This window comes from Staphylococcus aureus, from assembly GCF_001027105.1.
GTDB lineage: Bacteria > Bacillota > Bacilli > Staphylococcales > Staphylococcaceae > Staphylococcus > Staphylococcus aureus.
The window spans coordinates 595,242-608,823 of sequence record NZ_CP011526.1 but is presented as its reverse complement, the minus strand read 5'-3'; the positions used below and the strand labels follow the sequence as shown (position 1 = coordinate 608,823).

Annotated in this window: 15 protein-coding genes; 3 read left to right on the top strand and 12 right to left on the bottom strand. The window is 32.1% G+C overall.

Annotated features, from left to right (window positions below):
- Positions 1 to 16: 16 nt before the first annotated feature.
- The 6 genes from AA076_RS02895 to AA076_RS14475 all read right to left on the bottom strand — a co-directional run bounded on the left by AA076_RS02895 (position 17) and on the right by AA076_RS14475 (position 4,799).
- The gene (locus AA076_RS02895; RefSeq protein ID WP_000882146.1) at positions 17 to 646 is read right to left on the bottom strand and encodes a DUF443 domain-containing protein; all 630 of its coding nucleotides are present in this window, start codon (positions 644 to 646) and stop codon (positions 17 to 19) included.
- Between the two features lie 74 nt (positions 647 to 720).
- Positions 721 to 1,338, bottom strand: a complete 618-nt coding sequence (locus AA076_RS02890; protein WP_000882165.1) for a DUF443 family protein — start codon at positions 1,336 to 1,338, stop codon at positions 721 to 723.
- An 87-nt stretch (positions 1,339 to 1,425) separates the two neighbouring features.
- Positions 1,426 to 2,067, bottom strand: a complete 642-nt coding sequence (locus tag AA076_RS02885; RefSeq protein ID WP_000404342.1) for a DUF443 domain-containing protein — start codon at positions 2,065 to 2,067, stop codon at positions 1,426 to 1,428.
- Positions 2,068 to 2,192: 125 nt separating this feature from the next.
- Positions 2,193 to 2,819, bottom strand: a complete 627-nt coding sequence (locus AA076_RS02880; protein ID WP_001836194.1) for a DUF443 family protein — start codon at positions 2,817 to 2,819, stop codon at positions 2,193 to 2,195.
- Positions 2,820 to 2,822: 3 nt separating this feature from the next.
- Positions 2,823 to 4,232, bottom strand: coding sequence for a T7SS effector LXG polymorphic toxin (locus tag AA076_RS02875; protein ID WP_000020799.1), 1,410 nt, complete (start codon positions 4,230 to 4,232; stop codon positions 2,823 to 2,825).
- Positions 4,233 to 4,697: 465 nt separating this feature from the next.
- Positions 4,698 to 4,799 carry a hypothetical protein gene (locus AA076_RS14475; RefSeq protein WP_001788276.1) on the bottom strand — a complete coding sequence of 34 codons (102 nt, stop codon included), beginning with the start codon at positions 4,797 to 4,799 and terminating at the stop codon, positions 4,698 to 4,700.
- A 57-nt stretch (positions 4,800 to 4,856) separates the two neighbouring features.
- Between AA076_RS14475 and hypR the strand changes: the two genes are divergently transcribed.
- Together hypR and merA are read left to right on the top strand one after the other, a co-directional pair.
- Positions 4,857 to 5,297, top strand: coding sequence for a redox-sensitive transcriptional regulator HypR (gene hypR / locus AA076_RS02865; RefSeq protein ID WP_001047239.1), 441 nt, complete (start codon positions 4,857 to 4,859; stop codon positions 5,295 to 5,297).
- The gene (gene merA / locus AA076_RS02860; RefSeq protein WP_000860582.1) at positions 5,284 to 6,606 is read left to right on the top strand and encodes a hypothiocyanous acid reductase MerA; all 1,323 of its coding nucleotides are present in this window, start codon (positions 5,284 to 5,286) and stop codon (positions 6,604 to 6,606) included. Before hypR ends, merA begins: the two co-directional genes overlap by 14 nt.
- A 51-nt stretch (positions 6,607 to 6,657) precedes the next feature.
- Here merA and AA076_RS02855 read toward each other — a convergent pair whose 3' ends face one another.
- From AA076_RS02855 to pta, 6 genes are all read right to left on the bottom strand, one after another.
- Positions 6,658 to 6,999: a YuzB family protein gene (locus AA076_RS02855; RefSeq protein WP_000798967.1), complete on the bottom strand. Its 342-nt coding sequence runs from the start codon at positions 6,997 to 6,999 to the stop codon at positions 6,658 to 6,660.
- A gap of 176 nt (positions 7,000 to 7,175) precedes the next feature.
- Positions 7,176 to 8,252: a phosphomevalonate kinase gene (locus AA076_RS02850; RefSeq protein WP_000616885.1), complete on the bottom strand. Its 1,077-nt coding sequence runs from the start codon at positions 8,250 to 8,252 to the stop codon at positions 7,176 to 7,178.
- Positions 8,253 to 8,264: 12 nt separating this feature from the next.
- A complete protein-coding gene (gene mvaD / locus AA076_RS02845; RefSeq protein ID WP_000597335.1) occupies positions 8,265 to 9,248 on the bottom strand; it encodes a diphosphomevalonate decarboxylase in 984 nt (327 codons plus the stop codon).
- A 4-nt stretch (positions 9,249 to 9,252) separates the two neighbouring features.
- Positions 9,253 to 10,173 (bottom strand): mevalonate kinase, encoded by a 921-nt coding sequence (gene mvk, locus AA076_RS02840; RefSeq protein ID WP_000197034.1) that lies wholly within the window; start codon positions 10,171 to 10,173, stop codon positions 9,253 to 9,255.
- A 586-nt stretch (positions 10,174 to 10,759) separates the two neighbouring features.
- The gene (locus AA076_RS02835) at positions 10,760 to 11,596 is read right to left on the bottom strand and encodes a lipoate--protein ligase family protein (RefSeq protein ID WP_000362357.1); all 837 of its coding nucleotides are present in this window, start codon (positions 11,594 to 11,596) and stop codon (positions 10,760 to 10,762) included.
- Positions 11,597 to 11,598: 2 nt separating this feature from the next.
- Positions 11,599 to 12,585 carry a phosphate acetyltransferase gene (gene pta / locus AA076_RS02830; RefSeq protein WP_000774281.1) on the bottom strand — a complete coding sequence of 329 codons (987 nt, stop codon included), beginning with the start codon at positions 12,583 to 12,585 and terminating at the stop codon, positions 11,599 to 11,601.
- Between the two features lie 167 nt (positions 12,586 to 12,752).
- Between pta and hemQ the strand changes: the two genes are divergently transcribed.
- Positions 12,753 to 13,505 carry a hydrogen peroxide-dependent heme synthase gene (gene hemQ, locus AA076_RS02825; RefSeq protein ID WP_000075703.1) on the top strand — a complete coding sequence of 251 codons (753 nt, stop codon included), beginning with the start codon at positions 12,753 to 12,755 and terminating at the stop codon, positions 13,503 to 13,505.
- Positions 13,506 to 13,582: the final 77 nt, after the last annotated feature.

Genomic DNA, 13,582 nt, shown 5'->3' with positions numbered 1-13,582 from the left:
AAGTTAATCAATTTTACTACTTATTTGTTTTTAAAATAACATGAATTTTTTTATCTAGAACCGATGACATATTCAGTAGAAAGAAGCATGCAGTCATGCCAATTAAAGCAAGAAATTCTATTATATTTTGAGGGGATGAAGTTACTAACATACTCAGAGCCATTGTTGACAATCCACCAAATAATATATAAGCAAATAAGGATAAACAAATATTTTTAAATGTAGGTATTAATATGATCTTTTCGTTATTACTTTTATTTTTATCAAAAATATGTAACTTCAATTTTGTATTTATATATATAAACAATGCGAAAACACCTAGAAGTATCATACAGCATGTTAATATAACTATTTCTTTTTCTAAATGGATGTTAAGCAAATAGATATATTTTCTTGTTAAGGTTGTTAATAACACTGCAAATCCTGCAACAGGCCAGAAAGTATTATTTTTAGCGGGTTTGACAATATTTAAACTTTCAAATTCTTCTCTACTAATTTTCGCGTACTTTTTGGGAATAAACCAATTAATCATGGGCAAAAAATAAGCAATCCAAGTACTTACTAAATCAACCATGAAATATTCATTATTGTATTTAATAATTCTATATTTAGGGTTTTGATTAATGACTCTAGATTCGCAAAGCACTGTTTATCACTTCCACCTTATTCAAATTATTTTTTATTTGAAGAACGGCCAATACAATATAATTAGTTATTTATTCACCTTTTTATAACTTTGACTGTTTTATTGACAATGAGTGTTATATTCATCAAGAAAAACAACATTAACCCCATACCCCAAGCTATAAAAGTTATTAAATTCTGGTTTTCTAATGTCAGCAACATGCTTAAAGCTAATATTGACATGCCTCCAATCAACAAATAGCCATATAATATAAGAACAGCATTTTTTAATGTTGGTACTAAAATTATTTTTTGTTCTTCTTTTTTATTATCGAAAACTTTCAATTTTAATTTTCGATTCAGAAGCACAAAAAAGATTAAAATACATAGAAATACAACGAAGCATATAAATATAACCGATCTTTTTTCTAATTGAATATTAAGTAAGTGTATGTACTTTCTGGAAGTAGCACCTAGTAGGATTGTTCCTCCTACAACAGGCCAAAAATTTTTATTTTTAACTGGCTTAACAGTGTTCAGTTTTTCATACTCTTCTCTACTAATTTTGGCGCACCTTTTTGGAATGAACCAATTAATAAATGGAAAAAAGTATACAAGCCAAGTTCTTATTACATCGACCATTAAATACTCATCATCATACTTAATAACTCTGTATTTCGGATTTTTATTGATAATTTCGGTTTCACAAAGCAATAATTATCACTTCCTATTAATAACAAATTCACACAGCTATATTATCGTTTCTGTTTCTCAAAACACTTGTGCCCTTTTGTATCAAAATTAATATTTATATGACCTTAAATATATAACATGAATCTTTTTGTCTATTATTGAAGACATATTTATAAAGAAAAATAGCATTGTCATAATAACCCAAGCAATAAATACTATAATATTTTGGATAGATAAACTAATCAAAACATCTAAGAACATGATTGATAATCCACCACAGAAAAAATAAGAAAATAGTACAAAGCAAAGATTCTTGAATGATGGAAAAATCATAATTTTTCCATTGCTACTCCGATCATTATAGATAGATAACTTTACTTTCTGATTTAAATATATATAAAACACTAGAATACTTAATAATAAAACCGAACAAATGATAATAACGCAATTTTTTTCTAAATGAGAATCAGGTATATATATTTTATCTCTAAACATAGTGCCAAATAAAAGTATGCTACCTATAGCTGGCCATAAAGCTTTATTTTTAACTGGTTTGACAATATTTAAATTATCAAAATCTTCTCTGCTGATTTGGACATATTTTTTTGGTATTAACCAATTAATAAACGGAAAGAACAAAACTAACCAGGTGCTTACTAAATCAATCATCAGATAGTCGTTTTTATATTTAATAATTCTATATCTGGGATTTTTGTTTACAACTCTAACCTCGCAAAGCAATATCTCCACTTCCGTCTCGTTGGTTTTATATCTAATACACTTTCAGATACTTTATAAGTGTTTTGTATTTTAGTAACATACTATTTTCCTGTTTATTACTTAACTTACGAACTACAATCTAAGTTTAGTAATTTCTATTGCTTTTTAAGTTTGGCATAAACCTTTTTATTACTAATTGAGCCCATGCTTATTAGAAAGAAAAAAATTGTAATAATAATCCACATAATAAATACCAGTAGATTTTGAGGTTTTATAGTCATTAGCCATATTAAAAATAATATAGAACAACCTCCTAATAATAGATATGTGAAAACTATAAAACTTCCATCTTTAAAAGTAGGCACTAATATAACCCTATTTTCATTATCTAGATTATCATCATATATCTTTAGTTTAAGCTTTTTATTTAAGTAAATGTAAAATGCTGCAATACCTATAAATCCTATAAAACATAAAGATATTAAACTCTTATTATCTAATTGAACTTCAAACGTATGTACATATTTCCGTAAAATAACTACAAATAAAAACGAACTACCAGTAACTGGCCAGAAAATATTATTTTTATTTTGTTTATCAACATTTAAATTTTCAAGTTCCTTCTCACTAAGTTTTGCATACCTTTTGGGAATGAACCAATTAATAAAAGGAAAAAAGTATACAAGCCAAGTGCTTACTAAATCAATTAACAAATACTCATCATTATATTGAACGACTTTATATCTCGGATTTTTATTAATAACCTTAATATTAAAAAGCAAAACTCACCACGCCCATTTCATTGGATTTATATGATTGCTAATAATATTTTTAGCTTCACTAACAGCATTCCCAACACTATCCATGGATTTTTCTGTAGTTTTTTTAACAACATCTATACTATTATCGATTTTATGCCCTACCCAGTCTACTTTATCTTTTAATCCAAAAATATTATTTTGATAAATTAAATCTGTTCCTAATGCAAATACTGTACTCATAGCCAAACCTGCTAAAATCACCCATCCTACTGGATTACTTCCTAAAACAAAAGTCGCTAATCCAGCTCCAACTGCTGTCCCTGCAGATCCAGCTGCAAGCGTCATACCATTATGCGACAACGCCTCTCCAAATGTTTTATCATCATTTGCAAGGTCATCATACATACCTATACCAAATCCTACACCAGCAACACCTTTACCTAGGTATTTTCCGCCTTTTGCAAATTTACTACCATTTTCTATAAACACATTACCTGATGTACGTTTGACTTCCACAAATGAATTTGGACCTGCTGGGCCTTTCACTCCACCTGCTGTATTGATAAATACACCGAATTTACTTGCATTTATACCGTCTTGCTCTAAAAGTGTTGACGTAATATCTAATCCTATATCTCTTTTAATACTGTCTTTATTGTCATTTATATATTTCAATATACTTTTCGGGATATCGTCTTCTGGATGTTCTTTGGCATATGCCTTTATAACAGCAAAGTCTGCTTTATTTAAAGTTTCTTTCTCTGCTTTATGTTCAATTTTCCCCATAGCAACTTTCAAATATTTTTCATGACTTGCTTTGGCCCAATCAAGTTCTTTACCTGAAGGAATATTAAATTGATTTGTTGAAAAGTTCCAAAAATTCTGCGCTTGGGTAAGTCCTTGTTGGACAATTTTTTGAAATTCTTCAACTTCTTTAAATATTTCTGGTGATTTTTGATTAAACTCACGCAATTTGCGTAGCTTCTCTTCTAATTCATGTTTTTGTTGACCTAATGTTCGTATTATTTGTTGGTTCGATGAAATGGCTTGCTGATTATCGGAAGCATGCTTTTTCAAATTGTTATTCAAATTTTCATATCGCGTAATTTGTTGACTTAATGATCTGATATCTTCTTCAAGCTCTGATTCTTTTAAAGATATGCTATCAACCTCACTCGTATAACGTGACACAAAATTATCGCAAGCTTGCTTCGTTAAATCACTCAATGTTTTCATACTTGTTGATAATGGAATTAACACCGTACTAAAAAATTGCTTAGCTGACGTATACGCTTTCCCTTTAAGCGCATCATCATTAATAAATTGAGTAATTGCTTTTTCCAACGCATCATAATTTGAATTCATTGTTTGACTCAAATTCCCCACACTTGAAGCTTGGTTTCGAGATCTGTCTAAATACATGTCAATACTCATCGGCATGCTCCTTTTTCAAAAATATATGATTTTCAAACTATTTAAAATCAAATGCTTTTTACATCTACAAAGTTGTAAAATTTTAAAACTCGGCGATGATTATTTCTTATGTAAAGGAGTCTAGATGCAGGTAAATTGAGATAACATGTCGCCTTTTTTCTTATTTTAGCATATGGATATAATGGTGTCTTTGTATATTCGCAATTAATCAATAAAAATTATCTTTCAATATTTTAATTTTATTGCGACAACATCCTTAACATTAAATATATTAATATCTCAAAATATATTCACTATTAAAATATGTCATCAGTTGTTAAAAGTATTTCCTCATCATGCGAAATATCAAAACGTATCTAAAATACGAATAAGTTTATACAATCACACAACATCATCATTCAAAATTTTATTGCTCTCATTTTCAATATTCATTTCATATCTATCAGTTCATACATAATTAAAATTTCAATTGTGCAATCTCACCGTTAATGCATCAACTTTCAAACAATAAATCATCACAATAACCACACCTAATTCAACACTTTTCAAACATAAGTATTGACACATTGAGCAAAATGATTTTTAATTGTAACTAATACAGTTATAATTATGAGGTGAGAAACATTGAATTTAGAATTTAACATTGCCGTGCATGTATTAGCTTTTTTAACTAAGCATCATTCAGAAAAATTCAATAGTAGTTCATTAGCAGAATTAACTTGTTTAAATCCTGTTCAATTACGACGCGTGACGACTCAACTTGTCGATTTAAAAATGATTGACACAATACGAGGTAAAGATGGCGGTTATTTAGCAAATGATCAAAGTGCTGATGTCTCTCTAGCAACATTATATAAACATTTTGTCTTAGAGAAAGAACACCACACACGTCTATTTACTGGCGACGAAGGCAGTCACTGTCAAATTGCTCGTAATATTGCAACTACCATGTCACATTATCAGCAAGACGAACAGAATATCATTATTAATTTTTATAATGGAAAAACAATCAAAGATGTCATTGAAGACATTCAAAAGGAGGATTTATGTCATGAAAACATATGATTTAATTGTAATAGGATTTGGGAAAGCTGGTAAAACTTTAGCGAAATACGCTGCATCAACAGGTCAACACGTCGCAGTTATCGAACAATCTCCGAAAATGTATGGAGGCACTTGTATAAACATAGGATGTATACCTTCGAAGACACTTGTACATGATGGATTAGAAGGCAAATCTTTTGAAGCAAGTTATAACCGTAAAAACGATGTTGTCAATGCGCTAAACAATAAAAATTACCACTTATTAGCAGACGATAACAACATTGATGTACTGGATTTTAAAGCGCAGTTTAAATCTAATACTGAAGTGAATTTATTAGATCAACATGACGATATCGTCGATAGTATTACTGCACCTCATATCATTATTAATACCGGTGCTACCTCTGTCATTCCTAACATTAAAGGCCTTGATCAAGCTAAACACGTCTTCGATTCGACAGGTTTATTAAACATTAGCTATCAACCTAAGCACCTCGTTATTGTAGGTGGCGGTTATATCGCCTTAGAATTTGCTTCAATGTTTGCGAATTTAGGTAGTAAGGTAACAGTATTAGAACGTGGCGAATCATTTATGCCACGCGAAGATCAAGATGTCGTTGCATATGGTATTACTGACTTAGAAAATAAAGGCATTGCATTGCATACAAATGTTGAAACGACTGAATTGTCATCTGACAATCATCATACAACAGTCCATACCAACGTTGGTAACTTTGAGGCTGATGCAGTACTTTTGGCTATCGGGCGCAAACCGAATACGGATTTAGCTTTAGAAAATACTGATATCGAATTAGGCGACAGAGGCGAAATTAAAGTCAATGCTCATCTTCAAACAACTGTGCCGCATATTTATGCTGCAGGTGATGTTAAAGGCGGACTTCAATTTACGTATATATCTTTAGATGATTATCGAATTATCAAATCAGCGTTATATGGTAATCAGTCACGTACGACTGACAATAGAGGCAGCGTGCCTTATACAGTATTTATAGATCCACCATTATCACGTGTTGGATTAACTAGTAAAGAAGCTGCCGCTCAACATTATGATTACACTGAACATCAACTTTTAGTAAGTGCTATACCTCGTCATAAAATTAACAATGATCCAAGAGGTTTATTTAAAGTAGTCATTAATAATGAAAATAATATGATTTTAGGTGCTACATTATATGGTAAGCAATCTGAAGAATTAATTAATATAATTAAACTTGCGATTGATCAAAACATTCCATATACCGTATTACGAGATAATATTTATACGCATCCTACGATGGCCGAATCATTTAATGATTTATTTAATTTCTAGACAAAACATAAAAACCTGGTGGCACGCATTGAATGATGCTGCCATCAGGCTTTATTGTTGTGCTTTTCGCTTTTCTAATTTTTCTTTAAGCTTTCTATCTTGTTCTTCTTTACGACGTTTACGTTCTTCATGTCGTTTTCTTAAACGCTCTTCTTCTTCAGGATCACGTGGTTTCTTTAATTGTTGAGAAACTTTTTCGATTAATTCTTCTTCAGTAAGCGCAGCCAGTGGGCGGTTATTAACAAAAGTGAATGTTTTTCGGCGTCCAGGTCCACAATAAGATTGACAACCTATCACGATTTCAGCATCGGGATCTAATTTTTCCAACTTCTTTTGTAACGTTCTTATATTGACTGCCTGACATTCATCACAAATAAGGAATGTATTTTTCATATTGCTACCCACCTTTCTTTATCATATCTATATCGTCGATTTCATTAATTTTTTCGTTAACTCTATCTATTTTACTCTTTTTAATATTTTTTTCAAGATACGTAACACGGCTGACAATAAAAAATGGAGCATTTATCTTCTAATTAAATTAGATGATTGCTCCCCTATCAAATCATTTATTGCCCATGATAAATATTAAATTTTAATGGTTTAATACCATGTTTTGTCCATTCATCATAAATTTTTTCTTTATCTACATCTTTATTGATAATTGTAATACCACAGTCTCCACCACCAGCGCCTGATGTTTTAGATGCGCCGTGATACTTTTCAGCAATATCACACAAATATTTTAGCTTTTCAGTTTCTATATCAACTGTAGCTTCTTTATCCATACGTTGAATAATTGTACGATTCTGACGCACCATCTTTTGCACACCTTTAATGTTATTTGTTTTAAAAGCATGAATAAGTTTTTCAACACAACGATGTGAATCTTCTAAGAAGTCACCGTAAAATGAAGGATCTGATTTCAAACGTTTCACTTCGCTAACAAAGTGTGGTGATGACGCCGGTGAGCCAGTCCAACCGATAAGTACTTCCATATTTTCAGGTGCTTGTAATGGTTCGATGTGCAATCCAGGCCAGTTTTTGATTAAAACTTCTTCAACCGTAGTATCTTCAATTTGATGCTTAACCCATTCATGATCAAAAGTACTATACGCTAGCCATCCACTATATACACTCACAGCAATATCTCCGCATGAACTTAAACTTTGTAACTTCATATTTGCAATCACTGCTAGTTTATAAATGTATAAATTAGATAACTTCATATCATAAAATTCATTTAATACTTTTATAACTGACACAAGTACTGCTGCACTTGAACCTAATCCATATTTATGACCATTTGAATCATCTAAATTACTATCAATAGTCAGATGAAAATGCTTCATCGCTATATCGCAACTTTTCGCGTATTGTTCAAATATTTCAATAGCTGTGACCACATAATTTAATTGTTTTGCTGCATGTGGATCTGAAATGACAATACTATCTTCATCTCTACTAAATGTAACTGGGTTATGATGTAATGCTTTTGAATGAATGGTACCTTTATATTGGTCTGCTTCTTCAATAGTAGCAGTTACAAAACGATCTAACGCAATAAGTACAGATTTATATCCTGGTTCTGTTACAGCATATTCTCCAGCAATATAAAGTTTTCCGGGTGCTTTGACCTGAATCATTTTATCTCTTCCTTACTCAATTATTTCAATTCCTGTGGCAATAATGTCACTATCAATAATTTGGTTATTATCAAACTGTGTTAATAATTTATCTATAATCTGTTGCTTGTTTTTCTTTTCTACAAGTATTTTCACATTAGGTCCCGCATCCATTGTAAAATAACACGGATACCCCGCTTCTCGGCATTCGTGAACAAGCGCCATGACATCATAACTTTCTTGCACAAGATATGTGAACGGCGGTGTTGATCCTAGATTCGTGGCATGCATACGCAAACCATTTTCTTCAATTACTTCACCAAGGCGTTTAAAATCTTTGTCTTGAATCGCTGCTTTTGCTTCAGCTAAATCTTCATCAATATGATCTAACCAATATTGATAAAACCTTGATGTGTTTCGTGTCAATGACATACCATATCGACTAGGTACCTTTTTAGAATGTTGATTAATCACAACAAATATCATGGCAAGGTCATCTTCAAAATGATTCGATTCAAGTGGAACGGCATATGACGTCTCATCACTATACCCTTTTTCCCATTCTGCAAATCCACCATAAATACTACGCGACGCAGAACCCGAACCAATTCGCGCCAATCTCGATAAATCCTTATCTGACAGCTGCATGTCTAGCGCTTGATTACAAGCTGCTGCTAAAGCTGCATATGCGCTTGCCGATGAAGCCAACCCTGCTGCTGTTGGTACAAAATTGTCGCTTTCAATTTCTGCATACCAATCGATGCCAGCTCTATTTCTGACAATATCCATATATTTTGAAATTTTCTCTAATTCTTTGCCACTAACCTTTTCACCATTCAACCAAAATTGATCCTGTGTTAACTGGTCGTTAAAAGTGACTTTCGTTTCAGTGTAAAATTTTTCTAATGTAACAGATATGCTATTATTCATTGGAATGATTAGTGCTTCATCTTTTTTACCCCAATATTTTATAAGTGCAATATTCGTATGTGCACGTGCTTTGCCACTTTTAATCAACGCATTAACCTCCTAAATTCTCAATCCAAGTATGTGCTGCACCAGCTTTTTCTACAGCTTTTACAATATTTTTCGCTGTTGGTAAATCTTTGGCAAGCAATAACATACTTCCACCACGACCAGCGCCAGTAAGTTTTCCAGCAATCGCACCATTTTCTTTACCAATTTTCATTAATTGTTCTATTTTATCATGACTAACTGTCAACGCCTTTAAATCCGCATGACATTCATTAAAAATATCCGCTAAGGCTTCAAAGTTATGATGTTCAATCACATCACTCGCACGTAAAACTAACTTACCGATATGTTTTACATGTGACATGTACTGAGGGTCCTCACAAAGTTTATGAACATCTTCTACTGCTTGTCTTGTTGAACCTTTCACACCAGTATCTATAACAACCATATAGCCGTCTAAACTTAACGTTTTCAACGTTTCAGCATGACCTTTTTGGAACCAAACTGGTTTGCCTGATACAATCGTTTGCGTATCAATACCACTTGGTTTACCATGTGCAATTTGCTCTGCCCAATTAGCCTTTTCAATGAGTTCTTCTTTCGTTAATGATTTCCCTAAAAAATCATAACTTGCACGAACAAAAGCAACCGCGACAGCTGCACTCGATCCTAATCCACGTGATGGTGGTAAATTCGTTTGGATCGTTACTGCTAGCGGCTCTGTAATATTATTTAATTCTACAAAACGGTTCACCAAAGACTTAAGATGGTCAGGCGCATCATATAACATACCATCGTAAACATCGCTTTTAATAGACGAATAGTTCCCGCTCTCTAAGGCTTCTATTAAAACTTTGATTTTACCTGCGTTAAACGGTACTGCAATAGCAGGCTCTCCAAATGTAACAGCATGTTCTCCTATTAAAATAATCTTACCTGTCGATTCCCCATATCCTTTTCTTGTCATGTCAATATCACCTTTTATATTTATCCTATACTTGATTCATTATTTTTATTTATTAGTAAAAGACATCATATTCTAAGTTGCATACGCATTCGCGTTAAATTTCATTGCAGTCTTTATCTCACATTATTCATATTATGTATAATCTTTATTTTGAATTTATATTTGACTTAACTTGATTAGTATAAAACTAACTTTCGTTTACTTCAAAGTTTAAATCTTATCGAGTGATATTTCAGATTCTTTATCTTTTTATAAAATAGCCCTACAATTTATAATTTTCCACCCTAACTATAATACTACAAATAATAATTGGAATATATAGATTTACTACTAAAGTATTAGAACATTTCAATAGAAGGTCGTTTCTTTCATAGTCATACGCATTATATATACCCTATTCTCAATCTATTTAATACGTAAAACATGAAATTTTCTTATTAAATTTATTATTTCCATCATATCATTACTTTTAATTTAATGATGTTCAATTTAAATATTAGGTCAATAACATATTTATGCTTTTTATGGATACTTTCAAAAATAACAGCCCCAAACGATAACTTGAAAGGGGCTGTTAAATATTTAACTATTGCATTTGATCTATCATTTTCTTGTTTCTTTCAATCATTTTATCAAAATACGTATCGTATCTTTGCCATTCTTCTTGAGTAATTGGCGTCATATTTAATACACCGCCAAGATCTTTGATTGCATATAATAGTAAAAACATTACATCTTGAACAGTAATCGTTTTGTTAAGCAATGTCTCTAATGAGGCCATACAAGATGGTTCAATTTCAGGATATTTAAATTTAGTCACTTCACCTTTTAAAGCATGTTCATAAAATGTTTGCATCATCAATGCACGTTCTGAACCAGAGCCTTCAACACAAAGATAAATTTGTACAGCAATACCGCCTCTAACTCTTCGTTGCGATATGCCTGCAAATTTCTTACCATCGATACTTAAGTCAAATTTTCCTGGGCAATAAGAATGTTCAATTTCCATCGTATCAATATCAACATTCTCATTTTCGAACATTTTGCTAATTAAGAGGTACATCACAGTAAACGCTTCATCAATCGTTGTTTCTGTTTGTCCTTTGAACATCAGCGATATATTTAATACACCTTGATCTAGAACGACACCTAAGCCACCAGAATTTCTAACAATGGCATTATAACCAATCTCATTCGTTAAATAATCAATGCCATCTTTTAAAAACGGCAATCTTGAATCATGAATACCAAGAATAACAGTATGTTGATGAATCCAAGTACGCACAACATTATCTGATATATCTTTGCCCACACTTTCGCAAAATGTATCATCGAATGCGAAAGATTGCATAGGTTCTAATCCAGAAGAATGATCGATATATCGCCAGTTGACGCCATTAAAATATTTACTCGCTAAATCCATCGTTATTGTAAGGCTTGCGCTGCTGTAATAATTGAAAGATTGTATACATCTTCAATTGAGCAGCCACGTGATAAGTCATTTACTGGAGAATTTAAACCTTGTAATACTGGACCAACTGCATCATATCCACCTAAACGTTGTGCAATTTTGTAACCAATATTACCAGCTTCTAAACTTGGGAATACAAAGACATTTGCATCACCTTGTAATTTAGCACCTGGCGCTTTTTTCTCAGCAACACCTGGTACAATCGCAGCATCAAATTGGAATTCGCCATCAATGATTGCTTCTAATTTTTCTTCTTCAGCTTTTTGTTGTGCTAATTTGACAGCTTCTTGAACTTTTGTCACGTCGTCTGATTTAGCAGACCCTTTTGTTGAAAAGCTTAACATTGCAACTTTTGGATCCATGCCAAAGCTTAATGCTGATTTTGCACTTTCTACTGCAATTTCTGCAAGTCCTTGTGAATCAAGTTCTGGATTGATTGCACAATCACCAAAGATGTATTGTTCATCACCTTTAATCATAAAGAAGATACCTGATGTTCTTGATACACCTGGTTTCGTTTTGATGATTTGTAAAGCTGGACGCACAGTGTCGCCTGTTGAATGTGCTGCACCACTAACTAAACCATCTGCTTTACCAGCATAAACAAGCATTGTACCGAAGTAGTTCACATTGTTTAATAATTCTTGTGCTTGTTCTTCAGTCGCTTTACCTTTACGTCGTTCAACAAATGATTGAACTAATTCAGCTTTCAATTCACTTGTCGCAGGATTAATTAATTCAATATTAGAAATATCAAGATCAAGTTTTTGCGCTAAAGATTGAACCTTAGTCTCATCACCTAACACGATTGGTGTAACATAATCTGTTGCTTGTAATTGTGTTGCAGCTGTTAGAACACGTTCGTCCTCTCCTTCAGGTAATACGATTTTAACGTTTTTACCAGAAAGTTTGTCTTTTAATACATTTAATAAATCAGCCATAATGTCCTCCTGTAATATAAATCTTATTAATCATTCACGGTATAATTATACGCCATTTTATTTCATAATGCCACGTCACCAATTTGTAATCATAATTTTATCGTTACCCCTTTGCTTTATGATAAAATTTATAAAGAACTGATGATTTTTGAAAAGGAGCGATAAACATGAGTCAAGCAGCCGAAACATTAGATGGTTGGTATAGTCTACATTTATTTTATGCAGTTGATTGGGCATCATTACGTATAGTTCCAAAGGACGAACGCGATGCACTTGTCACTGAATTTCAATCATTTTTAGAAAATACAGCAACTGTAAGATCATCAAAATCTGGTGATCAAGCTATTTATAATATAACTGGTCAAAAAGCAGATTTGTTATTATGGTTCTTACGTCCTGAAATGAAGTCTTTAAATCATATTGAAAATGAATTTAACAAATTGCGCATTGCTGACTTCCTAATCCCTACATATTCATATGTATCAGTCATTGAATTGAGCAATTATTTAGCTGGTAAATCTGATGAAGATCCTTATGAGAACCCTCATATCAAAGCAAGATTATACCCAGAATTACCACATTCTGATTATATTTGTTTCTATCCAATGAACAAACGTCGTAATGAAACTTATAACTGGTACATGTTAACTATGGAAGAACGCCAAAAATTAATGTATGACCATGGTATGATTGGTAGAAAATATGCTGGCAAAATCAAACAATTTATTACTGGTTCTGTAGGGTTTGATGATTTCGAATGGGGCGTAACATTGTTCTCAGATGACGTATTACAATTCAAAAAAATTGTATACGAAATGCGCTTTGATGAAACAACAGCACGATACGGTGAATTCGGTAGTTTCTTTGTAGGACATATTATTAACACAAACGAATTCGATCAATTCTTTGCGATTTCTTAATACATTGGTACGTTTATAAATTAATAAAAAAATTCCAAGCTTATCGGTTTAAGCTTGGAATTTTTCGTTTATCTTCA